The 26,245-nt window shown below is 60.0% G+C and carries 17 protein-coding genes and 1 pseudogene; 4 read left to right on the top strand and 14 right to left on the bottom strand.

Annotation, left to right across the window (positions count from 1 at the left end; genetic code table 11):
• Positions 1-7: 7 nt before the first annotated feature.
• The 3 genes and pseudogenes from E1573_RS27180 to E1573_RS27170 all read left to right on the top strand — a co-directional run bounded on the left by E1573_RS27180 (position 8) and on the right by E1573_RS27170 (position 3,068).
• A complete protein-coding gene (locus tag E1573_RS27180; protein WP_371925132.1) occupies positions 8-880 on the top strand; it encodes a methyl-accepting chemotaxis protein in 873 nt (290 codons plus the stop codon).
• A gap of 235 nt (positions 881-1,115) precedes the next feature.
• A pseudogene (locus E1573_RS27175) lies at positions 1,116-2,210 on the top strand (methyl-accepting chemotaxis protein); the annotation flags it as partial.
• Complete coding sequence (locus tag E1573_RS27170) at positions 2,196-3,068, top strand: methyl-accepting chemotaxis protein (protein ID WP_371925131.1); 873 nt, start codon at positions 2,196-2,198, stop codon at positions 3,066-3,068. The pseudogene E1573_RS27175 and the gene E1573_RS27170, both read left to right, overlap by 15 nt.
• 86 nt (positions 3,069-3,154) lie before the next feature.
• Here the strand turns inward: E1573_RS27170 and E1573_RS05215 are convergent, their stop codons facing one another.
• The 7 genes from E1573_RS05215 to pip form a co-directional block, all read right to left on the bottom strand.
• Positions 3,155-3,889 carry an amino acid ABC transporter ATP-binding protein gene (locus tag E1573_RS05215; protein ID WP_133211683.1) on the bottom strand — a complete coding sequence of 245 codons (735 nt, stop codon included), beginning with the start codon at positions 3,887-3,889 and terminating at the stop codon, positions 3,155-3,157.
• The gene (locus tag E1573_RS05210) at positions 3,882-4,844 is read right to left on the bottom strand and encodes an amino acid ABC transporter permease (RefSeq protein WP_133211299.1); all 963 of its coding nucleotides are present in this window, start codon (positions 4,842-4,844) and stop codon (positions 3,882-3,884) included. Before E1573_RS05210 ends, E1573_RS05215 begins: the two co-directional genes overlap by 8 nt.
• 78 nt (positions 4,845-4,922) lie before the next feature.
• A complete protein-coding gene (locus E1573_RS05205) occupies positions 4,923-5,726 on the bottom strand; it encodes a transporter substrate-binding domain-containing protein (protein ID WP_133211297.1) in 804 nt (267 codons plus the stop codon).
• Between the two features lie 190 nt (positions 5,727-5,916).
• The gene (gene mdoH, locus E1573_RS05200; protein WP_133211295.1) at positions 5,917-8,490 is read right to left on the bottom strand and encodes a glucans biosynthesis glucosyltransferase MdoH; all 2,574 of its coding nucleotides are present in this window, start codon (positions 8,488-8,490) and stop codon (positions 5,917-5,919) included.
• The gene (locus E1573_RS05195; RefSeq protein ID WP_165957294.1) at positions 8,483-10,189 is read right to left on the bottom strand and encodes a glucan biosynthesis protein G; all 1,707 of its coding nucleotides are present in this window, start codon (positions 10,187-10,189) and stop codon (positions 8,483-8,485) included. Before E1573_RS05195 ends, mdoH begins: the two co-directional genes overlap by 8 nt.
• A gap of 261 nt (positions 10,190-10,450) precedes the next feature.
• Complete coding sequence (dtd, locus tag E1573_RS05190; RefSeq protein WP_133211293.1) at positions 10,451-10,888, bottom strand: D-aminoacyl-tRNA deacylase; 438 nt, start codon at positions 10,886-10,888, stop codon at positions 10,451-10,453.
• On the bottom strand, positions 10,885-11,856 hold the full coding sequence (pip, locus tag E1573_RS05185; RefSeq protein ID WP_133211291.1) for a prolyl aminopeptidase: 972 nt from the start codon (positions 11,854-11,856) through the stop codon (positions 10,885-10,887). Before pip ends, dtd begins: the two co-directional genes overlap by 4 nt.
• Before the next feature lie 193 nt (positions 11,857-12,049).
• Here pip and E1573_RS05180 point away from each other — a divergent pair, with 193 nt between their 5' ends.
• The gene (locus tag E1573_RS05180; protein WP_133211289.1) at positions 12,050-17,719 is read left to right on the top strand and encodes an NEL-type E3 ubiquitin ligase domain-containing protein; all 5,670 of its coding nucleotides are present in this window, start codon (positions 12,050-12,052) and stop codon (positions 17,717-17,719) included.
• Between the two features lie 47 nt (positions 17,720-17,766).
• On the opposite strand, the gene hutG is transcribed toward E1573_RS05180, so the two are convergent.
• From hutG to hutC, 7 genes are all read right to left on the bottom strand, one after another.
• Positions 17,767-18,570, bottom strand: a complete 804-nt coding sequence (gene hutG, locus E1573_RS05175) for an N-formylglutamate deformylase (protein WP_133211287.1) — start codon at positions 18,568-18,570, stop codon at positions 17,767-17,769.
• A gap of 10 nt (positions 18,571-18,580) precedes the next feature.
• Positions 18,581-19,786: an imidazolonepropionase gene (hutI, locus tag E1573_RS05170; protein WP_133211285.1), complete on the bottom strand. Its 1,206-nt coding sequence runs from the start codon at positions 19,784-19,786 to the stop codon at positions 18,581-18,583.
• A 15-nt stretch (positions 19,787-19,801) separates the two neighbouring features.
• The gene (locus E1573_RS05165; protein WP_133211283.1) at positions 19,802-21,211 is read right to left on the bottom strand and encodes an amino acid permease; all 1,410 of its coding nucleotides are present in this window, start codon (positions 21,209-21,211) and stop codon (positions 19,802-19,804) included.
• Positions 21,212-21,317: 106 nt separating this feature from the next.
• Positions 21,318-22,850: a histidine ammonia-lyase gene (gene hutH / locus E1573_RS05160; RefSeq protein ID WP_133211281.1), complete on the bottom strand. Its 1,533-nt coding sequence runs from the start codon at positions 22,848-22,850 to the stop codon at positions 21,318-21,320.
• Positions 22,851-22,917: 67 nt separating this feature from the next.
• A complete protein-coding gene (gene hutU, locus E1573_RS05155) occupies positions 22,918-24,597 on the bottom strand; it encodes a urocanate hydratase (protein WP_133211279.1) in 1,680 nt (559 codons plus the stop codon).
• Between the two features lie 287 nt (positions 24,598-24,884).
• Entirely contained in the window at positions 24,885-25,457 is a 573-nt protein-coding gene (locus E1573_RS05150) for a HutD family protein (protein ID WP_133211277.1), read from the bottom strand.
• Positions 25,454-26,164: a histidine utilization repressor gene (gene hutC / locus E1573_RS05145; RefSeq protein ID WP_165957296.1), complete on the bottom strand. Its 711-nt coding sequence runs from the start codon at positions 26,162-26,164 to the stop codon at positions 25,454-25,456. Before hutC ends, E1573_RS05150 begins: the two co-directional genes overlap by 4 nt.
• Positions 26,165-26,245 lie beyond the last annotated feature (81 nt).

Below are 26,245 nucleotides of genomic sequence, written 5' to 3'. Positions count from 1 at the left end.
GGGCAGCATGCAACGCATGACCGTCAGCCTGCGCGAGTTGATTGGCGGCATCGGTGATGGCGTTACCCAGATTGCCAGCGCGGCTGAAGAGCTCTCGGCAGTGACCGAGCAGACTAGCGCAGGGGTCAACAATCAAAAGGTCGAAACCGACCAAGTGGCCACCGCCATGAATGAAATGGCTGCCACCGTACAAGAGGTCGCGCGCAATGCCGAAGAAGCCTCGGAGGCCGCGCTGGTAGCCGACCAGCAGGCCCGCGAGGGTGATCGTGTGGTCGGCGAAGCAATTGCTCAGATCGAGCGACTGGCCACTGAAATGAACCACTCCAGCGAAGCCATGGGCCTGCTCAAGAGCGAAAGCGACAAGATCGGCAGCGTACTGGATGTGATCAAATCGGTCGCCCAGCAAACCAACCTGCTGGCCCTCAACGCCGCCATTGAGGCCGCCCGTGCAGGCGAAGCCGGACGAGGCTTTGCCGTGGTCGCCGATGAAGTACGCAGCCTGGCCCAACGCACCCAGCAATCGACCGAAGAGATCGAAGCATTGATTGCCGGTTTGCAAAGCGGTACGCAACAGGTCGCCAGCACCATGGACGCCAGCCGCAACCTGACCGACAGCAGCGTCGAGCTGACCCGTCGTGCCGGGACCTCGCTGGACACCATTACCCGCACCGTCTCCTCGATTCAGGCCATGAACCAGCAGATCGCCGCCGCCGCCGAACAGCAAAGCGCAGTGGCTGAGGAGATCAACCGCAGTGTCATGAACGTACGCGACGTATCGGACCAGACCTCCGCCGCCAGCGAAGAAACGGCAGCTTCCAGCGTCGAACTGGCCCGCCTCGGCACCCACCTGCAGGGCCTGGTAGGAAAATTCCAGCTCTGAGCTTAAACAACCTGTGCTACCGCTCGGGCAGCACAGGTTGAACTTCCCCGTCTGCCTGCCAATTGCCCTCGGGCAGCCTTCCTACATTTCCCGAAATTCAGTCTTTTTCCTTACTTAGTCAGTCGAAGTTTCCTACATGGTTTGCAGGTCGAGCCTGCTTCGTGTCTGCCGATCAGCAAAGAGCAGCGCCTGATTCCTTCAGAGCGCGTGCCCCCCTTAACTGCTGGAGCCCACCATGTTCGGAGCTATGAATCGGATGCTAGGCAACATGAGCGTCAGGCTGAAACTGACCCTGGCCTTTGCCTTGGTCCTGTTGCTGACCCTATTGATCACCTTCAGCGGCTGGCGCGCCCTGGAAGACGCCATTGTGCGTTCGGAAAAACTCCAGGAAATCGCCCGCCTCAACGACATCGGCAAAGACCTCAGGGCCGAGCGCATCACCTTTCGGGTGCTCAATGATGCCCAGAGCAAAGCGCAAGTCGAACTGTCGCTGACCGCCTTGCAGGAGCTACTGACCAGCATGCGCAATCGCTATGAGGCGCCCGACGATCGGCAGATGATCGAAGACATGCAGCAAACCGTTCAGCGCTTTACCCAAGGCTTCGAGCACTTGCAACAAGCGGTAGCGTTACGCCTTGCGCGGCAACAGGCCTTGTACGCTGCTGAGCAGCGCTTGGTCGAACTCAGTGATGAACTGCAAGGCCAGGTGTTGGCGACCAGGCGTGACGATAGCCTGCAAAGCACCCAAGGCCGCTTGTTGAACCTGATCGAAGCGTTCGCACGGCATATCGACGTAGCCAACCAACAGAGCCAGGCTCCAGCCTATACCTTCGAGCCAATCGACAGTTACAGCACTGTCGGTCAGGTTGCGGTCGACGCCGCCGGGCAAGCGATTAGCCAATTGACGCCGCTGATGCAGCAGTACAGCCTGCCGGGCATCATGCTGGAAAACCTCCAGACGGCACTACCGGGCTTTCATAGCAACCTTGATCAGTATCGCCGTGCAGCCATTGAGGTAGAGAAGTTGCAGGACACGCTTGAACAACTAGGCATACGGCTGCGCGATATCAGCCGCGAACTGAGCGAGCAGCAGATTGCGCAGCGCGATGCTGAAGCGCTGCAAGCCGAAGCCGCCCTGACATTCCAGGTAGCCCTGGCGCTGATACTGGGCGGCCTGGCAGCCTGGTTGATCACCTTGCAGATCACCACCCCGCTCAAGCACACCCTGGCGCTGGCTGCACGCATCGCCAACGGCGACCTGCAGCATGCCGAGAAAGTCCAGCGACGTGACGAGATGGGCCAGTTGCAGAACAGCATGTACGCCATGACCCTGAGCCTACGTGAATTGATTGGCGGCATCGGCCAGGGCATCACTCAACTGTCTTCAGCCGTCGAACAACTGGCTGCAGTCAGTGAGCAGACCAAGGTCAGGATCGCTCAACAGAAAGATGAAACCGACCAGGTTGCCACGGCCATGAACCAGATGAGCGCGACCGTTCATGAAGTCGCCCGCAATGCCGAGCAGGCCTCGCAAGCTGCCACCGCGGCGGATCAGCAGGCACAAATCGGTGATCGCGTGGTAACCGAGGCCGTTGAGCAGATCGAAGAACTGGCCAAGCAAATGGACCGCTCGATCAATGCCATGCATCAGTTGGCGGGCGAGAGCCAACGTATCGGTAGCATTTTGGATGTGATCAAGTCGGTGTCGGAGCAAACCAACCTGCTGGCCCTGAACGCAGCCATCGAAGCGGCACGGGCCGGCGAAGCGGGCCGTGGTTTTGCCGTGGTCGCCGATGAAGTTCGAGGCCTGGCGCAACGGACCCAACATTCAACCGAAGAGATCGAGCTGCTGATTGGCAACTTGCATGAAGGCACCGATCAAGTCACTCGCCTGCTCGACAGCAGCAAGGGCCTGACCCGCGAAAGTGTCGAACTGAGTCGCAAGGCCGGTGATGCGTTAGGGCAGATCACCTATACGGTGTCGAACATTCAGGGCATGAACCAGCAGATCGCGACGGCCAGCGAACAGCAAAGCGCCGTTGCAGAAGAGATCAACCGCAGTGTGATCAACGTGCGCGAGGTATCGGATCAGACCAGTAGCGCCAGCGAAGAAACGGCGGTTTCCAGTGGTGAACTGGCACGTCTGGGGCGCCAGTTGCAGACCCTGGTGGGCCGTTTCAACCTATAACTGCCCCCCCTGTGGGAGCGGGCTTGCCCCGCGACTGCGATGTAGCTGATATACCGCAATCGCGGGGCAAGCCCGCTCCCACCGGGTTACAGCACCTGACGCAGGAAGGCTTGGGCGCGCAGGTCTTTGGGCGAGGTGAAGAACGCTTCGGGCGGCGAGTCTTCCAGCAATTTGCCATGGTCGAAGAACAACACGCGGTCCGCCACTTCGCGGGCAAAGCCCATTTCGTGAGTCACGCAGACCATGGTCATGCCTTCCAGGGCCAGGGTTTTCATGACGTCGAGCACTTCACCGACCATTTCCGGGTCGAGCGCTGAGGTTGGTTCATCGAACAGCATCACCTTCGGGTCCATCGCCAATGCCCGGGCAATGGCAACCCGCTGCTGCTGACCACCGGAAAGGCGCGATGGGTACTCATTGGCTTTCTGACCAATACCGACCTTGTCCAGCAACGCACGGGCCTTGGCCTCACGCTCCGCCTTGCCACGCTTACGCACAACCTTCTGCGCCAGGCACAGGTTCTCCAGCACGGTCATGTGCGGGAACAGGTTGAAGTGCTGAAACACCATGCCGACTTCACGGCGGTAGGCGTTTACGTCGGTCTTCGGGTCAGCCAGTTGCAGGCCATCGATCGCCACTGTGCCCTCGTCGAACGACTCCAGGCCGTTCAGACAACGCAGGAAGGTTGATTTGCCCGAACCCGACGGCCCGAGTACCACCAGTACTTCACCCTTGGCCACGTTGGTGCTGACGTGATCGACCGCACGCACAACCTGGCCACGGGTATCGAAGACTTTTACCAAGTCACGGACTTCAATCACTTTGCGCAAGCCTCCGCTCAAGCCGGCTGGCTATCTGCGACAGCGGCAGGTTGATCAACAGGTACAGACCGGCAACGCAGAACCAGATCTCGAACGTCGAGAACGAGGTGGTGATCGCTTCGCGCCCGCTTTTGGTCAGTTCGGTAATGGCAATCACCGACACCAGCGAGGTGTCTTTGACCAGGCTGATGAACTGCCCGGCCAGCGGTGGCAGCACGCGCTTGAAGGCTTGTGGCAGCACCACATGGCGCATCGACTGCCCCGCGCTCAGGCCCAGCGAACGAGCCGCTTCGCCCTGCCCCTTGGCAATCGATTGCACGCCGGCACGCACGATCTCGGCAACATACGCCCCCGTGAACAAGGCCAGCGCAGCAACACCTGCGAACTCGCGGGACAGGTTGAGCACCGTGCCGATGAAAAAGTAAAAAATGAAGATCTGAACCAACAGCGGCGTACCACGGACCAGTTCAACATACACCGTCGACAGGTCACGCAAGGTCGGGTTGTTGGACAAACGGCACAAGCCGGCGAACAGGCCAATCACCAGGCCCAGCACGCCAGAGGCCAGCGAGATCCAGATCGTTGTCCACAAGCCCCACGCCAACGGGCCGGCGGCCCAGTGATGGGTCACACCAATCAGGTCGCCTTCTGCCACATCGTCGCCGCGCGACAGGATCAGGCTGGCCGACTCGACGTTGAACACCTGTTCGCCACCACTCTCGTCGCGCAGGGTAACGCTGACCATGTCACCTTTGCTGGTGATCGACTCGATGGTGCCATTCTCACTGGCGCGCTGGGCTACTTCAGCCTGGTAGGCAAAATACTGCGGCACCCGATTCCAGCTCCATTCATAGGAGATCATCGAGGTCGCGTAGTACAGGCTAAGCGCCAGGCCTACCAGCACCAATGCTGTCAGCCCGTGCCAGGGCCACTGGGCTTTCTTGTGTTTGATCACTTAAGGGTACTTCCGTAAAAGCGAACGCGCAGGGCCAGCCTGCGCGTCGGGTTTCAAACCGGGCTTGGTGCCTCGGCCTTATTCCATGTCCTTGAGCCAGGCGGTGTCCTTGAACCACTTGTCGTGGATTCGATCGTAGGTACCGTCGTGCTTGATCTGGTGCAGGAAGTTGTTGATGAAGTTAATGCTGTCGTAGTCGCCTTTCTTCAGGCCAAAGGCCAGCGGTTCAAAGGTGAACGGCTTGTCCAGGAAAATCAGCTTGCCAGCACCGGCTTTGTTGACCGCGACGACGTTGTACGGGGCATCGTAAACAAAGGCATCGGCCTTGCCGTTGACCACGTCCATGACCGCTTCTTGCTCGTTGTCGTAACCGTGGTACTTGGCTTTACCGATCAGCTTCTTGGCGACCATTTCACCAGTGGTGCCGAGCTTGGAGGTCAGGCGGTACTTCTCGTTGTTCAAATCCTTGTAGGACTTGATCTCGCCCGCCAGTTCCTTGCGGATCAGCAGGGTCTGACCGACCACGATGAAGGGTTCGCTGAAGTTCAGCTTGAGGTTGCGCTCCTGGGTCAGGGTCATGCCGCTGCTGATGATGTCGAACTTGTCGGTCATCAGGGCCGGAATGATGCCGTCGTAGGAGGTGGAAACCATTTCCAGCTTGACGCCCATGGACTTGGCCATGGCTTTGAGGATGTCGACCTCGAAACCGACGATCTCGCCGCGCTTGTTGGTCATCTGGAACGGCATGTAGGTCGGGTCCATGCCCGCACGCAGGGTGCCGCGTTTAACCGCCTCATCAATAGCGCCGGCTGCCTGGGCAGCATTGACTGCCATCAGCGCGGTGACGCCGACCAGCAGCATCGACAGATATTTTTTAAACATCACCAGATCCCCCAGCAAGAAAGCTCGAATTTTATTCTTGGCGCGAACCGTCCTACAGACGGGTGCGAGATATTCGGGAGGGATGCTAACGCATGGGCAGCGTTGTGGGTATCAGAAAAAGGGCTGAAACAAATCGCGGGGCAAGCCCGCTCCCACAACCGTTGTGGGAGCGGGCTTGCCCCGCGATCAATCAGGCACTGGCCAGAGAAGGCTGAGCCACAGGCTCCGGATGCAACGGCAACAATGGCGAGTGCGGATCGTTGGCAATCGACTTACGCCAAACGCCCAGCCAAGCCTCGTTGTGCTCATTCCAGACCCGTGTATGTAAACGGGCCAGGGCGACCGGGTCGCTGAGCAGGGCTAAACGGGTATTACCATCCAGGCCACCCGGCCCCACCTCCAGCGCCTTGCCGATGCGTTCGGCACGCAGCGACTCAATCGGTGCCGCGACACCATGACGCGCAGTGGCCAGGGCACAGGCCAGGGCGTTCTGCTGCGGATCAACCACTGCCCGGACAAAACCATCGTGCATGGCATGCCAGCGGTTTTCGTGGGTGTACTGATCGGTTGCCAACAGCTCGCGTGGGGTCGCGTATTCCTCAGGGATCAGGAACAGGCTTTCATCCTTGGCACGCAGGCCCAGATGCACGCGGCTGGAGATCACCGAAACCGGGATCGACAGCATCAGCGAACCGACAATCGGCACCAGCCACCACAGGAAGCTCGGGTTCAGCCAAGCGACCAGCAGGGCCCAAGCCACGCCCAGCAAGGTTTGCGGGCCATGACGGCGCACTGCCTCGCTCCAGGGAGTGGAGTCGTCGTCACGCTGCGGCGAGTTCCAGGTCGCGGCCCAGCCGAGGAACGCGGCCAGTACGAAACGGGTGTGGAAAATCATCCGCACTGGCGCCAGCAGCATGGAGAACAGCATCTCCAGCAGCATCGACAGGGTGACTTTGAAACGACCGCCGAACTCTTTCGCGCCCTTGGCCCAGATCAGGATGACGCTGAGCAGCTTGGGCAGGAACAACAGCACAATGGTGGTAGAGAACAGCGCAATGGCCTTCTCTGGGTGCCACTGTGGCCACAACGGGTAGAGCTGACGCGGTTCTAGGAAGTACTGCGGCTCCATCAGGGTGTTGGTCGCCAGCAACGCCGTCGACAGCACCAGGAAGAAGAACCACAGCGGTGCCGACAGGTACGACATGACGCCAGTCAGGAACACCGCACGGTGTACCGGGTGCATACCCTTGACCAGGAACAGGCGGAAGTTCATCAGGTTGCCGTGACACCAGCGCCGGTCGCGTTTGAGCTCATCGAGCAGGTTGGGCGGCAGTTCTTCATAGCTGCCCGGCAGGTCGTAGGCAATCCAAACGCCCCAGCCGGCACGACGCATCAGCGCGGCTTCGACGAAGTCGTGAGAGAGGATCGCACCGGCAAAAGCGCCCTTGCCCGGCAACGGCGCCAAGGCGCAGTGCTCGATGAACGGCTTCATGCGGATGATCGCGTTATGGCCCCAGTAGTGCGATTCGCCCAGCTGCCAGAAGTGCAGGCCGGCGGTGAACAGCGGGCCGTAGACGCGGGTCGCGAACTGCTGCATGCGCGCATACAGGGTGTCCATGCCCGAGGCTTTTGGCGCGGTCTGGATGATGCCAGCGTCCGGGTTGGCTTCCATCAAGCGCACCAGGCTGGTCAGGCATTCGCCACTCATCACGCTGTCGGCGTCAAGGACCACCATGTAACGGTAGTCACCACCCCAACGGCGGCAGAAGTCGTCGAGGTTGCCGCTCTTGCGCTTCACACGGCGACGACGGCGGCGGTAGAAGATTCGCCCGAAACCCTTGGCCTCGCGGCACACTTCCAGCCAGGCCTGTTGTTCGGCCACGGCAATGTCGGTGTCGTTGGTGTCACTGAGCACAAAGAAGTCGAAGCGGTCGAGGTCACCGGTGGCAGCGACCGACTCGAAGGTCGCACGCAAACCGGCAAACACCCGTGGGACGTCTTCGTTGCAGATCGGCATGACAATCGCCGTACGCGCACCGGCCTCGATTGGCTCGTTACCGGCGCTGCTGCCGGAAATACGGTACTTGTCGCGCCCGGTCAACAGTTCCAGGAAGCCCATCAGCGCGGTCCAGAAACCCGCCGACACCCAGCAGAACAGGATGCCGAACAGAATCAGGATGCTGGTCTGCAGCGCATACGGCCACACCTGCGTGACGGTCTGCATCAGCGACTGGTGCATAACTTCGTCGAGATCGACAAACGACCAGCCCTGGTACGGCAAGATGCCTTTCATGTACCAACCGGCAACGATGGTCTGCCCCAGCATCAGGGCCAACAGGATGTAGCGGCGCATCGAACCGACCCAGCGCCAGCGAGCCTTGGGCAGCTCACGCTTGGCCGGCGCCGGAGCGTTGGTACGCCCGGTCAAGCGACGCCAGGCACGGATCAGAATATTGGTACGCCACGGCTCAGGAATCACCCGAGTACGGCGGATCGGCGGCGTCGCCTTCAGGCACACACGCCCGCTGGCATCCAACGCCAGCATTTCGGCGTCGTGCATGTCCTGGGCGCTGTTCAAGGTCAGCCGCTCGCCTACCGAAGCCTGCACGGCTTCGGCGTCGCGAGTGCCCGGCTGGGCCGACAATCGTTGGTGCAGCTCGCTGAACGAGGTGCAGCTGGCAAGTTCCGCCCGCTGCTCATCGCTCAGTGGTAAGTGGGCCAGGTATTCGCCAAGCGATTCTGGCCGTGCTTGAGAGTTACTCATCGGCAGGCAACTGATAGCTCCAGGTCTCGGTCAACACCTGCTCGGTGGTGGCCGGTGCCCCAGTGGTGGACGCCGCATCGGCGGCAGGTTGCTCGGCAGGTTTCTCGGCTTTGGCAGTCTTGGCCGCAGCTTTGTCCTGTTTAGCTGGCTTTGCTGGCTCGACCGGAACGTCACGCAGCAACGCGGCACGCATTTCCACGGACTTGCTCGGGTCTTTGACATTCATCCGCAAGGTCAGACGCCAGCCTTTGATTTCCGGGTTGTAGCGCAGGTTGTTTTCAACCAGTTCGGCGTTGTCGCCGATGCTGACCTGGCTACGTACAGCGGTGTCTTCCGGCAGCTTGGCCAGTACCGGGCCTTCAAAGTCGACCAGGAAGGCGATAGTGCCATCCGGTTGACGGATCAGGTTGGACTGCTTGACGTCACCGGTCGAACGCAGGGTCTGCTTGACCCAACCCAGGTTTGGCGAGTGGAACTCGGACTCGTCAATAGTCCAGTGTAGACGGTAGGCATATTCGAACGGCGTGCCTGGCTCCGGCAGCTTTTCAGGGCTCCAGAAGGCAACGATGTTGTCGTTGGTTTCATCGGCTGTCGGAATCTCGACCAGATCGACAGTGCCCTTGCCCCAGTCACCCACCGGCTCGATCCAGGCGCTTGGGCGCTTCTGGTAGTTGTCGTCGAGGTCTTCGAACTGGCTGAACTCACGCTGACGCTGCAGCAAGCCGAAACCACGCGGGTTTTCCACGCTGAAATTGCTCACGGCCAGGTGTTTCGGGTTGTTCAGCGGGCGCCACAGCCATTCGCCGTTACCGGCGTGGATCGACAGGCCTTCGGAGTCGTGCAGGGCCGGACGGTAGTTCGGCACTTTCGATGGCTGGTTGCCACCGAACAGGAACATGCTGGTCAGCGGGGCAATGCCCAGGCGGCTGACGTGGTCACGCAGGAACACCTTGGATTTGACATCAACAATGGTGTCGCTGCCCGGACGCAGGGTCAGCTTGTAGGCGCCGGTGGAACGCGGCGAGTCGAGCAGCGCGTAGATCACCAGGTGCTTGTCGGTCGGCTTTGGCTTCTCGACCCAGAACTCGGTGAAGCGGGGGAATTCTTCGCCCGACGGCAGTGCGGTGTCGATGGCCAGGCCACGTGCGGACAGACCATAGACATGGCCCTTGCCGACGACGCGGAAGTAGCTGGCGCCAAGCAGGGTCATGATCTCGTCCTGCTTGTCAGCCTTGTTGATCGGGTACAGCACGCGGAAACCGGCGTAGCCGAGGTTTTCGGTAGCCTTGGCATCAAACTGCACGTTGCCGAAGTCGAAACGGCTCGGGTCGTACTTGATTTCCTCGACCTTGGTCGCGGTCACTTCGTTGATTTTCACCGGCGTGTCGAAATGCATGCCCTGGTGATAGAAGGACAGCTTGAACGGCGTTTTGTCCTTGGCCCACTCAGCTTTTTCCGTCAGGAAGCGGATTTGCTGGTAATCACCGTACTTCATGTCACGGAACACGGCTGGCAGGTTGCTTTTCGGCGCCTCGTATTTTTGCCCGGCAAGATCCTTCGCCTTGGCCGCAACGTCGTCAAGGTTGAACGCCCAGAGCTGGCCAGCGCTGAACAGGCCTACCAGTGTTGCGCCTGCCAACCAGGCTTTACGCAGCCGATTGCCAGAGGTTCTTGGTGCATTACAGGGACTTACATTCACGAGCAACCCTCGCCGAAAACAGATCAATAAACCAACGGCCAGCTACAAATGCCAGGTTGGCGAGCACTGTTCGGACTCCGAAAGGGCGCAATGATTCCCCAAACGGTTCCGGACAGTCTCAAGTCAGAGTAAAACGAACCCACGAACGCGGGTCTTCTAAGCGCGCGATTATCCAGCAGGCTGCGTTACAACGCATCAGGCCAAATGAACTATTTCTGCTAAAAAACCGCTTGTTCGCTTACAAACAGGGGGTTTTTGCCATCAGATTTGTAACATAAATGTTACGGGGCCATCATTGACCAGATGCACCTGCATGTCAGCCCCGAACTGACCGCTGGCTACCGTGCCATGCTTGGCCTGGGCCTGGGCTAATAAATAGTCGAACAGCTGCTCGCCAAGCGCCGGAGGCGCCGCTGTGGAAAAGCTCGGGCGCAGGCCACTCTGGGTGTCCGCGGCCAGGGTGAACTGCGAAACCAGCAGCAACCCACCGTCAACATCCTTAAGTGACAGGTTCATTTTGCCTTGCGGGTCGCTGAACACGCGATAGTTAAGCAGCTTATGCAGCAACTTGTCGGCGTGCGCCGGGGTGTCACCCGGTTCGACGGCAACCAGTACCATTAACCCCTGGTCAATGGCACCTACGGTTTTACCCTCGACATCGACTCGTGCGCCGCGCACGCGCTGTAGCAGCCCCTTCATGCTTCTTCCAGCGGCAGATCAAGCAGACGGCGGGCCATCTGGTCAGCTGCCCGCACCAACGCATCGGTGATACCAGGCTCGGAGGCGGCGTGACCCGCGTCGCGAATGACCTTCAACTCGCTGTTCGGCCAGGCCTGATGCAGTGCCCAGGCGTTGTCCAGCGGGCAGATCACGTCGTATCGGCCATGCACGATCACCGCCGGCAGATGGGCAATCTTCGGCATATCGCGAATCAGCTGGTCCGGCTCAAAGAAGGCATTGTTGGTGAAGTAGTGACATTCAATTCGCGCAATCGACAGCGCACGCTGCGGCTCGGAGAAGCGGTCAACCACCAGCGGGTTAGGGCGAAGGGTTGCCGTACGGCCTTCCCAGGTGGACCACGCCTTGGCCGCATGCATCTGGGCAATCTGGTCGTTGCCGGTCAGGCGCTTATGGAAGGCTTTGACCAGGTCACCACGCTCTTCGGCAGGAATCGGCGCAATATAATCCTGCCAATAGTCCGGAAACAGTCGGCTGGCGCCAGCCTGGTAGAACCACTCGATTTCTTGCGGGCGGCACAGGAAGATGCCGCGCAGGATCAGCCCGTGAACACGCTCGGGATGCGTCTGGGCGTAGGCCAGAGCAAGGGTCGAGCCCCAGGAGCCGCCGAACAGCACCCATTTCTCGATACCCAAGTGCTTGCGGATACGTTCCATATCTTCGACCAGGTGCCAGGTGGTGTTGTTTTCCAGGCTGGCATGAGGCGTGGAACGCCCGCACCCTCGTTGATCGAAGGTGACAATCCGGTACAGATTGGGATCGAAGTAGCAGCGGCTCTGGGCATCGCAACCAGCGCCAGGGCCACCATGGATGAACAGCACCGGCAGACCTTCCGGCGAACCGCTCTCATCGACATACAGCACATGCGGTGCTTCCACGGCCAGATCGTGCCGGGCGTAAGGTTTGATCTGCGGGTACAAGGTCTGCATTACGCACTCCGTGTGGGAATTATTCTGCCGTGGGCATCATAAACCTGAATCGTACTTTGAGCATGCCTCTGTGCTATGTCGTTTTGTCATGCCAAACGCGCGAGGGAAACAGGCACCTCTGATAGATCATGTTATGCACTTGTCGGTAAAAATGGGCAATAGCATCAGGAGCCCCATCACTTGAGGCTCCTCCATGACACCGCTCCAGAAAGCCCCCGACGCCAATCCTGACTCCAGCGACAGCTCCCTCCCCCGCGCACAACGGCTGATTGCAGGCAAGGTGCCCGGTTGGTTAGCCAGCGCCAGCCCCGACGTGCTGAATCAGCTGCGCCTCTCCAGCAAAACGCCGGTGCCGTGGTTTGCAGCCGCCTGCCGGAGCCATCCGCAGGAAGCTCGCCTGCTGGTGCAGGAATATGGCGCGCTTCAACAACACCTGGCACAGGTTCAAGCACTGCTAGAACCCTTGCCCGACCTTGAGCAGTTCGCTACCCAGCAGCTGAGCCAAGCGATCAAGGACCGCTTCGAGCTGGACCTGGACGTCAGCAAAACCTACCTGATCAACGCCAGAAAAGCCGCAGACTACAAACTGAGCATGAACGGCGATCCCGCCGTCGACGCCCAACGGGCCTTGAAACTGGCCACGCAATCCTTGCTGCATTGCGCCCTGCAGAATTTCGAAGCCGCAGAAGCGCAGCCCTCAGGTCTGGATGCCGATGCATTGCCTTCGGCAATCGTTGACAGCAATGAGTTCGTTTACCTACAGCCAACCGGGAACAAGGTAGACATAGTTCCCGAGACGTTCGCAGCCTTGTCTCGCAAGCTGGATATCGGCGGTCAATACCAGGCGCTTATTGATGCGGTATTTAGCCCTGCGACCGAGACCAGCGACAACACGGCTGACGAAGTACTGCAAACGTTCAAAAATGCCGAGCAATCGGCCTTTCGCCTGCACGTGCACCGGGCTTATCTAAGCCAAGCGATCGACCAGCCCCTGTACGAGGCGCTGCTCAAGCTTGCTAGCGGTGAACAAGCGCAGTACCAGGGCAGCCCAATGCGCTGCGGGTTCATGAAGATCTTTGACGTTACGCTGGTCGGGGCTTTGGTCATCGGCGTGGTGCCGTCCCCGGAACTGCTGCTGGCGTACGACCCGTTGTTACTGCCGCACAAAGGCATGTTAGTCACCTATGTGCCAGGGCTACCCGTCCCCTTGAAGAAACACTCTTCGATTCATGAGGCACAGGCCTACCTGCGGGAACAGTTGTGGGCAGCCCACGTTCCACATTTGCTGGAGCTGGTGCCAGCGCGTCACCGTTACGCGCTCACCAACACGCTGCGCGACTGCTTGCAGCCGGCCATCTGGAACACCGCGACGCAACAGTACGACCGCAACCGCGATACCACTGCCTGGATACCGGTGACGCTACAGCCCTTCACCCAGCCATTCCTCGACGAACTGGCCAGCCAGAAACAACAGCGGCTAAAAGACGATGCGCTGTTCCATGCAGTTTCCACCGCCCTCGAAGACCAGAAAACCGCGCAGAAGCGCAATGCCTACTTTTCCCAGCTGGCGTTCACTTCGTTGGCTATCGGCGGCTTTTTCATCCCTGGCCTGGGTCAACTGATGCTTGGGCTGAGCGTCATCCAGTTGAGCTACGAGGTGTACGAAGGCGCCGATAGCTGGGCCAAAGGCGAACGCCAGCAAGCGCTCGACTATCTGGTAGATGTAGTGGAGAACGTGGCGCTTACCGCAGCCCTGGGTGCTGCAGGTGCCGAAGCCGGAAAACCGGCTGTCGAACGGATTCCAGTGGAGGTACCGTCGTTTATCGAAGAGCTCGAACCGGTGCAATTGCCCAGTGGCCAAGACCGCCTCTGGAAGCCTGACCTGCAACCGTTCGCCCATGACATCGTGCTGCCGGCCGACCTTGAGCCAGATGAATTCGGTTTGTATCACCATGAGGGCAAAACCTGGCTCGCGCTGGAAGACCAGACCTACGCCGTCAAGCAATCTGAGGCCACAGGGGAATACCGGCTCGAACCCTTCGACAGCGCCTTGAGCTATGAACCACCACTGCGCCATAACGGCGCTGGCGCCTGGTTGCACGGCCTGGACCGGCCACGGGAATGGCAAGGGATACGCCTGTTCCGACGCCTGGGCCATGTCAGTGCGCAATTTAGCGATGAAACTGCGGTGAACATCCTGCGCGTCAGCGGCATCGATGAGGCTGCGCTGCGCCGGATGCTCAGCGAGAGTGAGCGCCTCCCGGCTCAACTTGAGGACACGATGCAGCGATTCAAGTTGGATCAGGACGTCATGCAGGCGTATGCCGACGCTGAACCAAGTCTGCGTAACAGCGAATTCGACAACCGCTACCGCAACCTGCCCGCCAACCAGGCACCGGAAGCCGCAGTGATTCAACGGGTGTACCCGCAACTTCCGGCTGCCGTTACCGAAGAACTACTGCGCAGCGCCACTGCTCAAGAGCTGCAATCTTTGGTTGAGGGCAAAGTGCCCAAGCGCCTTGGCGAAGAAATCCGCCTCTATCAGCAACACGTGCGCATTACCCGTGCATACGAAGGGTTGTACTTGCAGTCGGTGCCCAATGCCGACACCGACCGTTTGGTCCTGCACAGCCTCAATCAGCTCCCCGAGTGGGCAGCCGAAACGGCCATCGAGTTTCGTGAGGGTAAATTCTCCCCCGGTCTGATCGACAGCATCGGCCCTGTCGATGCTCCGGGGCGCAAGATCATCACCCGCTACCCCACCGGGTACGTGATGTCACCACCCTTCGCGTCGAGTTTCCCGCAGACCATGCATGAAACACTTTACGGGGCGCTGTTTGAAGCACTGTCCGACACCCAGCGCAGCGCCTTGGCATCCTCTGGAGTGACAGATGCCCTCACCCTTAAAGCGCATATTCAACAGGCACCGTTGTTGCCTCGCTGGCGCCTGCGCAACATTCTGGGCATGCAGCGCCCCGCCTTCAGATCGCCCATGCGCCTGGCCGACGGACGCCTGGGTTACCCCCTCAGTGGTGGCGGCAATCTGAGCGATGAGTTGAGCCGTAGCAGGCTGCTGACTCAAATCAGCGACATCGGCCTGCCGCAACGGCTGACGGCTTCGGCCGAAGACATCCTGACCAGTCTGCAACAGACCGAGCTGTCGCTCGCACAAATTCAAGCGCGTCTCGAGCAACTGAACGCCGAACACCAAGAGCTGCAAGAAAGTCTGGCCCAATGGCGCGCAACCCCTGGAGCGATCACTGACCAGGCCAGCCGGGAGGCCAGCCGACAAGACATTGAACAGGCTATCTGGCAACAGTGGTCGCACAGTGCCTTACCAGAACTCAGCGAGCAGTCGCAGCCATTACACTTGCACCAGGTGTTCATGGCGGAGTTCCCTACGCACCTTCCAGACTTCATCTCCTCGCGCACCCGACAGTTGCGACTCAACGACGTTTATCTGGATCACTCTGCGGACCATTCACTAACGTGGCCGCAGCAGGAAACGTTCTTGAGCACTATGTTCCAGCACTTTCCTGATCTGCAACGACTGGACATAGAGCGCCCCTACGATGCCAGCGCACAACCGTCCGAACTGTCCGCCAGCCTTGCCCTGATCGTCCGGAGCTTCCCGCAACTCACCACGTTGAGATTCGTCAACCAGAACCATGTGCTGACGGCTCTGGACATCGAACAGCTGGCCACACGAGAACACCTGGCCCACCTCGATCTCAGCGGCAACAGCTTCGAACGCAGTTCAACGTTGCGCCTGCCCGACTGGCAACTCGATTACCTGGGCCTGGACCGCATGCGTTTCACACGCTGGCCGACGTGGCTGAACAGCGATAGCCTTGAGCGTCTTGGCGAAGTCTCGCTGCAGGAGAACAGCTTCACCTCAGTGCCCGAGTTTTTAGTCAGCAACGAAATCAGCCCTTATCACCATTCACGGGTGGCGCTGAACAACAATGCAATTCTCCCCGCTCAGTTGCAGAACATGCACCTGAGCCAAGATGGCCAACAGCGCCGGTTCAGTTTCACCCTCGACCTGCCTGCGGCCATTGAAGCGCGCCTGTCGGCGCTGATGGAGGAGCGGCAACAGTTACGCGAGGCCACCTTTGAGTACGTGAACGCCTCAAGCTCGTCGCTCCCGATCAGCAATGAAACCTTGCTGGCACGTACGCGCATAAGCGAGGCCATCCAGAACTTTTGGGAAACGGTTGCACGGGGAGCAAGCCTTTCGCCCCTGCACCTGGAAGACCTGGCGCTGAGCGACTTCCCTTCGCGCTTGCCGCCGTTCTTCTACGACTATGTCGGGCACCTCAGGCTCAGTCGTATCGACACCTCGCCAGAACTGCTCGATCAATTCCTGCGCCGTTTCCCGACATTACGCTCGCTGATGTTAGAAGGGCATGTTCAGCCGTTGCGTGCACTGCCGCCAGCGCTGGCCGAGTCTGCCACCCTCACTGAGCTGAGCTTGCTGGAACAGGGTCTTGAAATCGATCAACCGGTGATCAATGACTTGGCACGCATGCCTGCACTGACGGTGCTCGACTTGTCAGGCAACCGGTTCAGCCCGGCGCTGCGAGGCCCGATTGAGTTTGGTCACACTTTACATCGCCTCTACCTGCGCAACATGGGCCTGCAAAGCTGGCCAGCATGGCTCGACGATTTGATGCCTGAGCATGTGCTTGATCTGAACGACAACCTACTGATCGAGCTGCCCGAACACATCCTCAGCAACCCCGAAAATGATGACGGTTTCACCTCTATCTCACTGATCGGCAACCCGCTGAGCGATGAGAGCATGCGTCGTGCCCACCTCTCCCAGGGCCGCCATCGGGGCTACACCTTCGAGATGGATCTGCCTTTTGAAATCCTTAGCCTGCAGCCGCTGGACTACCACTCCAGCACTGGCTCAGGCAGCTCGCCCGGCAGCAGCCCTGGTAGTAGCACCGGCAGCACCGGCAGTGCCACCCTTGCCCATCGTCACAGCCCGGTGCCCTGGGCGCCAGGCGATGTGCCAAACGTCGAGCTTTGGTTACAGGGCTCAGAGCAAATGCGCGCCGTCCATAGCGAACAGTGGCACGCGCTTGAAGAAAGCGCTGAAGCCGCAGACTTGTTGAACCTGGTCGGACGCCTGACACAGTCCGCGCCTTATCGCACCGTCACCTCACGCTCCGAATTCATTGACCGGGTCTGGCGGGTTCTGGACATGGCTGCTGGCATGAGTGATCAGCGCCAACTGTTCAATGGCATGGCCCAGGATGGCGCTTCGAACAGAACTTGCCACGATGGTGCTTTGCTGGTGTTCAAGCAGATTGAAGAGCAGCACCTGATCAGGAGCGAGGGCACGGCGCCGCGCACCGATAACCATGAGCAGTCCATGTATCAACTGACCCGCCGCCTGTTCCGCCAGCGTGAACTGGACAACATCGCCCGCGAGCAAGCGGGCAGCCGGGACGAAGCAGAACTGCGCCTGGCCTATCACCGTCGCTTGGCCACAGCACTGGACCTGCCCGCCCCTGCCGACCACATGCTGTATGAAAGCAGTGTCAGGCTACGCCGAGGGGAACGTGAGAATGTTGAAGCACGGGTTCGCGAAGCGCAGGACGGTGAAGCCTTTCTGCAATTTGCGGCCGAATTCGAACTGTGGACGAACTGCCTGCGTGAGGTGCATGCCGAACGTTTTGAAGCGATAACCAACGCCTACCACGAAGGTGAGCGGCTGCTGTTCGAGCAGTTCCCGGATGAGCCGATCGATGCACTCGAACCGCAGATCCTCGCGCTCAGGGAAAACATGGTAAATGAGGAGCAGGCGCTGATTCGCGAACTGACCAACCAAGCCGGTGGACACCAGCCGTAATCACCCCAAGCATCGCCCGCCCTTTTATCAAGGGCGGGTTTCATGCATTACTGCGCGTAGCGGCCTTGAGCCCAGGTCAGGGTCGCTTCCAGTAAGTGGCGCAACACCACTTGAGTCGGCTGTGCCAGGTCTTCGCGGTACTTGAAAGGCTCAAACTCTTCCATGTAGGTACTCTGCGCCAACTCCAGCTGTACGGCGTGGATGTGATTGGCCGGGTCACCGTAATGGCGGGTGATATGCCCACCCTTGAAGCGGCCATTGAGCACATGACTGTACTGTTGCGCCGAAGCACAGACCGCCTGAAGCTGCTCGGCCAACTGCGGATCACAACTGGCGCCGTTAAAAGTGCCCAGGTTGAAATCCGGCAGTTTGCCGTCGAACAGGTGCGGGATATGCGAGCGAATAGAATGTGCATCCCACAGCAATGCATAACCGAACTGCTCGCGCAGGCGCGCAAGCTCACGGCGGATCGTGTCGTGATACGGGCGCCAGATGCCTTCCAGGTACTCGGTACGCTCTTCCGGCGAAGGCTCCTTGCCCGCCTGGAACAACGGCTCGCCTTCGAACAAGGTGGCCGGGTACAGGCCTGTGGTAGCGCCCGCGTACAGCGGTTTGTCATCCTCAGGGCGGTTCAGGTCGATGACAAAACGCGAGTACTCGGCCGCCACCACACTGGCGCCCACTTCACGGGCAAAGTCGTACAGCTGCGGAATATGCCAGTCGGTATCGGGCAAGCTTTGCGCTTGCTCAACCAAACCGGCCTTGACCACAGGCGTCAGGCGCAGGCCGGCATGAGGCATGCTGATCAGCAGCGGCAGGCTGCCTTGATGAAAACTCAGTACCTTGTCCATCGGCCCTCCTTCAATTGAAAATTTCACGGCCCAGGCGCACCACCCGCTTGGGCAAGTCACCGCCCAGCCAGTAGCACAGATCTGCCGGACGCTCGATTTGCCAGGCCACAAAATCTGCCATCTTCCCCACTTCCAGCGAACCATGACTATGCCCCAGCCCCAGCGCTGTCGCCGCATGCAGGGTTACGCCAGCCAATGCCTCCTCGGGCGTCATGCGGAACAGGGTACACGCCATGTTCAACATCAAACGTAGTGACAGTGCCGGCGAAGTGCCCGGGTTCAGGTCGCTGGCAATTGCGATCTTCACCCCGTGCTTGCGCAAGGCATCCATGGGCGGCAGTTGGGTTTCACGCAGGAAGTAGAACGCGCCCGGTAGCAGGACCGCAACCGTACCGGATTCAGCCATGGCAATGGCATCTTCTTCGGTCATGAACTCCAGATGATCAGCCGACAGCGCCTGATAGCGCGCAGCCAGGCTTGAACCATGCAGCGAAGACAATTGCTCGGCATGCAGCTTCACCGGAAGCTGCAGTTCCCGCGCCTTGATGAATACGCGCTCGACCTGATCCGGCGAGAAGGCCAGGTACTCACAGAAGGCATCCACCGCATCGACCAGCCCCTCGGCCGCCAGCGCCGGGAGCATGTCGTCACAGATGTGGCTGATGTAATCGTCTGCCCTATCCTTGTACTCCGGCGGCAGGGCATGCGCCGCCAGGCAGGTGCTGCGCACGGTCAGCGGCAGTTCCTCACCCAGACGACGAATGACTTTCAGCAGCTTACGTTCATTGGCCAGATCCAGGCCGTAACCCGACTTGATCTCCAGCGTGGTCACGCCATCGCGCATCAGCGCTTGTACCCGTTGGCGAGCGCTGGCGAACAGCTCATCTTCGCTCGCCGCGCGGGTTGCACGCACGGTGCTGGCAATACCGCCGCCTTGTGCGGCGATATCGGCGTAGCTGACCCCTTGCAGACGCTGCTCGAACTCACCGCTGCGATTACCACCGAATACCGCATGGGTGTGGCAGTCGATCAGCCCCGGCGTGACCCAGGCGCCGCCCAGGTCAACGGTTCTGTCAGCGCTCAGGGGCGGCAGCGACGCCTGCGGGCCGATCCACTCGATGTGGCCGGCGCTGGTAACAATCGCTGCATCCTCGATAATCGAGTAAGTGCCTTGAGCCATGCTCGCCACATGGCAGTGCTGCCAGAGGGTTTTCATACAATCTCTCCGTTGTTAGCGCTGAAGTTGGGACGGATCCTGGGCCGTCAGGGCTTCGACTTTCGCTGCCCGAGGTTTGCACCACAGCAGGTAGGAAGCGACCAGAAACAGCACCCAGACCAAGCCAACCAGCAGCGCTGCCTGCGTATCAGGGAAATAGCCGAGCACACCGAACACGAACACCATGAAGGCAATCGCCAATGCGGGTCCATAGGGCCAGAACGGCACGGGGAACTTCAACTCAGCGACTTGTTCAGGGCTCATGCTGCGGCGCATCGCAACTTGAGTGAGCAGGATCATCAGCCACACCCAGACGGTCGCGAAGGTAGCGATCGAGGCAATCAGCAGGAACACGTTTTCCGGGATCAGGTAGTTGAGCACCACACCACCGAGCAACGCTGCGCCCATGACCAGAACGGTCATCCATGGCACACCGTGCCGGGAAATCTTGGCGAAGCCTTTCGGCGCATGCCCCTGCTGGGCCAGGCCGTACATCATCCGGCCGGCACCAAAGATGTCGCTGTTGATGGCCGACACCGCCGCCGAGATCACCACAATGTTCAACACGGTTGCTGCCGAACCGATGCCCAGGTTACTGAAAATCTGCACGAACGGGCTGCCCTGGCTACCAATCTGTGGCCATGGATACAGGCACATCAGCACAAACAGGGTCAGCACGTAGAACAACAGAATGCGCATCGGTACAGCGTTGATCGCTTTGGGAAGCACGCGCTGCGGATCTTTGGCCTCACCGGCAGTGATACCGATGATCTCAATGCCACCGAAAGCAAACATCACCACGGCAAACGAGGCGATCAGGCCACCGATTCCGTTGGGCATGAAGCCGCCGTGGGCAAACAGGTTGCTGACACCCACAGCGTTTTCGGCACTGGCGTTACTCAGGCCAAAGACCATGATGCCGAAGCCGGCGAGGATCATTGCAACGATGGCGCCGACTTTGAGCAACGACAGCCAGAATTCCATTTCGCCGAAGACTTTGACGTTACACAGGTTCAGGCCGCCGATCAGGAAGACGATCCCTAGTACCCAGATCCAGCGTTCGACTTCAGGGAACCAGAAGCCCATATAAATACCGAATGCGGTCACATCAGCGAGGCAGACGATGATCATTTCAAAGGCGTAGGTCCACCCCAGGATGAACCCCGACATGGGCCCCAGGTAGGTACTGGCATAGCTGCCGAATGAACCGGAGACCGGGTTATGCACGGCCATTTCGCCCAGTGCGCGCATAACCATGAAGACTGCGGCACCACCAATCAGGTAAGCCAGTAATACGGCCGGACCAGCCATCTGGATGGCTGCGGCAGAACCGTAAAAAAGACCGGTACCGATTGCCGAGCCGAGCGCCATAAAGCGGATATGGCGGGCCGTCAGGCCACGTTTGAGCCCTTCTGCTTGTTGCATGTCACGTCCTTATTGTTGTTCTGGTCGTGAGGGGGATGATCGCGGGGCAAGCCCGCTCCCACAGGTTGACTGCGGTGGGAGCGGGCTTGCCCCGCGATAGGCCGAATTACAGGCTAGGCAGTACCTTGGCCGGCAACAGCGCGGTCAGCGAGCCTTCAGCCAACAAGGCGATTGCCGCCTCGATGTCGGGTGCAAAGAAACGGTCTTTCTCGTAGAACGCCACTTTGCCACGCAGTGCCTGACGCGCTTGCTCAAGCTTCGGCGAGGTTTTCAGACCTTCGCGCAGGTCCAGCCCTTGAGCAGCGGCCAGCCATTCCACGGCAACGACGCCACGGGTGTTCTCCGCCATTTCCCACAGACGCTTGCCAGCAGCCGGTGCCATCGACACATGGTCTTCCTGGTTGGCCGAAGTGGGCAGGCTGTCGACGCTGTGCGGGTGGGCCAGCGCCTTGTTCTCGCTGGCCAGTGCGGCAGCGGTCACTTGAGCGATCATGAAACCGGAGTTCACCCCACCATTGGCCACCAGGAACGGCGGCAGCTGGGACATGTGCTTGTCCATCATCAGCGAGATACGGCGTTCGCTCAGCGAGCCGATTTCAGCAATCGCCAGGGCGATGTTGTCGGCCGCCATCGCCACCGGCTCGGCATGGAAGTTACCACCAGAGATCACGTCACCTTCAGCGGCGAACACCAGCGGGTTGTCGGACACCGCGTTGGCTTCAATGCCCAGCACTTCGGCAGCTTGGCGCAACTGAGTCAGGCAAGCACCCATGACTTGTGGCTGGCAGCGCAGCGAGTACGGATCCTGCACCTTGCCGCAGTTCTGGTGCGACGCGGACACTTCACTACCATCGCCGAGCAAGTCGCGGTAGCAGGCAGCGGCGTCGATCTGACCACGCTGGCCGCGGGCAGCATGGATACGGGCATCGAATGGCGAACGCGAACCCAACACGGCTTCGACGGTTAGCGCACCGATCGACGTAGCTGCAGCGAACAGGTCTTCACCTTCGAACAAGCCGCGCAGCGCATAAGCGGTGGAGGCCTGGGTGCCGTTGAGCAGCGCCAGCCCTTCCTTGGCCGCCAGGGTCAGCGGCTCAAGGCCAGCAACCGCCAGGGCTTCAGTGGCGGGTAGCCACTGGCCTTTGTGGCGCGCCTTGCCTTCACCCAGCAACACCAGCGACATATGCGCCAGCGGTGCCAAGTCACCGGAGGCACCCACCGAGCCTTTGAGTGGAATGTGCGGATAAACCTCAGCGTTGATCAGGGCGATCAGCGCGTCGATTACTTTGCGGCGAATGCCGGAGAAACCACGGCTCAGGCTGTTGATCTTGAGCACCATGATCAGACGCACCATGGCATCGTCGAGCGGCTGACCAACGCCAGCGGCGTGCGACAGTACCAGCGAGCGCTGCAGGTTTTCCAGGTCATGGCTGGCGATACGGGTCGAGGCCAGCAGGCCGAAACCGGTGTTTATGCCGTAAGCGGTGCGGTTTTCCGCCAGGATCTGCTCGACACAGGCAACGCTGTCATCGATCTGTTGATCGGCGCTGGCATCCAGCTTCAGTTTCACCGGCTGCTGGTAGATCGCACGCAGCTGAGCCAAGGTCAAGGTGCCAGGCTTCAGGGTCAATTCAGTCACGTTAATGCTCCGTACTCGTGAGGCGCTTTGGCCTGCATAGATATCAGTATCAACCATTTACCGCAGATCAGCCTGTGATCATCGGCAGGTTCAAGCCCTGTTCCTTGGCGCAGTCGATGGCGATCTGGTAACCGGCATCGGCGTGACGCATGACACCGGTGGCCGGGTCATTAGTCAGTACGCGAGCGATACGTTCAGCGGCCTCGTCGGTACCGTCACAGACGATGACCATGCCCGAGTGCTGGGAGAAGCCCATGCCTACGCCGCCACCGTGGTGCAGCGAAACCCAGGTCGCGCCGCTGGCGGTGTTGAGCAGGGCGTTGAGCAGCGGCCAGTCGGAGACGGCATCGGAACCGTCACGCATGGATTCGGTTTCGCGGTTAGGGCTGGAGACCGAACCGGAGTCCAGGTGGTCGCGACCAATCACGATCGGCGCCGACAGCTCGCCGCGGCGTACCATTTCGTTGAATGCCAGGCCCAGCTTGGCGCGCAGGCCCAGGCCAACCCAGCAGATACGCGCTGGCAGGCCCTGGAAGCTGATGCGCTCGCGGGCCATGTCCAGCCAGTTGTGCAGGTGGGCGTCGTCAGGGATCAGTTCCTTGACCTTGGCGTCGGTCTTGTAGATATCTTCGGCATTACCCGACAGCGCAGCCCAGCGGAACGGGCCGATACCACGGCAGAACAGTGGACGGATGTAGGCCGGTACAAAGCCTGGGAAGTCGAAGGCATTGCTCACACCTTCTTCCTTGGCCATCTGACGGATGTTGTTGCCGTAGTCGAAGGTCGGCACACCTTGCTTCTGGAATTCCAGCATGGCTTTAACGTGCACAGCCATGGATTGCTTGGCCGCTTTGACCACTGCAGCGGGTTCAGTCTGGGCGCGATCGCGGTACTGCTCCCAGGTCCAGCCGGCAGGCAGGTAGCCATTGAGCGGATCGTGGGCACTGGTCTGGTCGGTGACCATGTCTGGGCGTACACCACGCTTGATCAGCTCAGGCAGGACTTCTGCAGCGTTGCCCAGCAGAGCGACGGAGATGGCTTTGCCTTCAGCGGTGTATTTGGCGATACGCGCCAGGGCGTCATCCAGATCCTTGGCTTGCTCGTCGACATAACGGCTGGCCAGGCGGAAGTCGATGCGGCTCTGCTGGCATTCAATGTTCAGCGAGCAGGCGCCGGCCAGGGTGGCGGCCAGTGGCTGGGCGCCGCCCATGCCACCGAGGCCTGCGGTCAGTACCCACTTGCCTTTGAGGCTGCCGTTGTAGTGCTGGCGGCCGGCTTCTACGAAGGTTTCGTAGGTGCCCTGAACGATGCCTTGGCTACCGATATAGATCCAGCTACCGGCAGTCATCTGGCCATACATGGCCAGGCCCTTGGCATCCAGTTCGTTGAAGTGTTCCCAGTTGGCCCAGTGCGGTACCAGGTTGGAGTTGGCGATCAGCACACGCGGCGCGTTGGCGTGAGTCTTGAACACGCCGACCGGCTTGCCCGACTGCACCAGCAGGGTTTCGTCTTCGTTGAGGTTGGTCAGGCTCTCGACGATCTTGTCGTAGCACTCCCAGTTACGCGCGGCACGGCCAATGCCACCGTAGACCACCAGTTCTTTCGGGTTTTCCGCCACTTCCGGGTCGAGGTTGTTCATCAGCATGCGCAGCGGCGCTTCGGTCAACCAGCTCTTGGCGGTCAGCGTGTTGCCACGCGCAGCGCGGATTTCGACGTCACGGAATTTATTGGATTTATTGTCAGTCACGGAAACGGCTCCTAAGCGATCAGTTCAAACCAACCCAGGCATTGGGTGTGTGATGGTGCTTATACAAACACATATTTACTTGTATGTACAAGCATAGGCAATTGAAAAGCCAACTCACCGCAATCCCCCTCGCACCGGCTGGAGCGCAGGCAGCAGAGCTTCGCAACGCGTGTGAATGGCGATGAAAAAAATTTCTCAAGGAATAAGACGTGCAGCAAAACCGACCAGTGGCGTTGCACCACCTCGGGTCAGCCTCAGCCGATTCGCTCGGCCGAGGCGTAACAATTTCAGTGCGCGATAAGCTCGATCAGGCAGCAACGGCCTTGCACGTTCAAGGTCTGCAAGGTGGCGTTGGCTTCAAACTGCAAGCAGTCGTAACGACCGAGCTGCTGCGGCGCCTGACCGCTCAGTGCCACATCCACATGGGCTGCTGCTGCAAACAACAACAGCGTCGAAGCAGAGCTGAATACCCGCTGGCTGCCATCGAGCCACTGCAAACGGGCACGGTAGCGCTCGGGCGAATAGATCAGGTTGAAATCGCGGATCGAACCGCCGAGCAAGGTGCAGCTGACCTGGCTTTCGCCACTGAAGGCAAACGCATCGAACGGCAGCAGAGGCCGGGTGGCCTGGCCATCCACCTGCAAACGCATGCCCTCGCCTTCAAGCACGGTGATGATCCGCTGATACCCGGCAAAACTGGAGAAACCGCCCGACTCGGCGATGTCGGCAATCGACAGGCGCCAGCCGAACCCATCAAGGCCTTCGCCGGCATCGCGGGCGATCTCTTCGGTACTGCCGCCGCCGTTCTTCCACGGCATGCGGGGGTAATCTTTGGCGCGTAAAACCTGCAACTGGCTCATTTACTGAAGCGTCCTTCCAGACGGTGACGGGAACCGGGGTGAATCAGACGAGCGGCAGTCACCGGCTGACGCCCCGACCAGGTACGACGACGAATCAGCAAGCACGGCTCGCTCGGTTCGATCTGCAACAAACGGCATTCTTCCGGCTCGGCGAGGATCGCTTCGACCACGTGTTCACCCTCGGTCAACGGGGCGACCTGGGACAGGTAGGCGTAGGGCGTCTGCCGGGTGAAGTCTTGCTTGAGGTAATCCGGAGCGATTTGCGCGTTGACGAAGCGGTCTTCGATCTGCACGGCAACACCGTTCTCGTAGTGCACGATCAACGAGTGAAACACCCGCTGACCCTCACGCATGTCCAGGGCCAGGGCGCGCTCGGAACCGGCCACTTCTTCGGCCAGGGTGATGACCTTGCAGGTGTGCTGGTGGCCGCGAGCAGCGATTTCGTCAGCAATGTTGTTGACCTCGAACAACGCCGAGCGGGTCTTGGGTTCGGCCACGAAAGTGCCAACGCCCTGCATACGCACCAGCAAACCTTCGGCGGTAAGTTCGCGCAACGCGCGATTGATGGTCATGCGACTGAAGCCCAGCTCGCTGACCAACTCGCTTTCCGACGGCACGCGGTAGTGCGGCGGCCAGCTACCATTCTGGATTTGCTGGGCAATCATCTGCTTGACCCGGGCATACAGCGGCGCCGGCCCCTCGCCCATCTGGGCAACCAGCGCGGAGACAGGAGGTGTCGGCACGGAAAATGTCCTTGTTCGGTTGAATGAACGTAGCTTGCCGGAGTT

This window comes from Pseudomonas sp. H9 (genome assembly GCF_004353925.1).
Taxonomy (GTDB): domain Bacteria; phylum Pseudomonadota; class Gammaproteobacteria; order Pseudomonadales; family Pseudomonadaceae; genus Aquipseudomonas.
The sequence above is the reverse complement of the archived record's forward strand: the minus strand, read 5'-3'. Positions and strand labels throughout refer to the sequence as shown.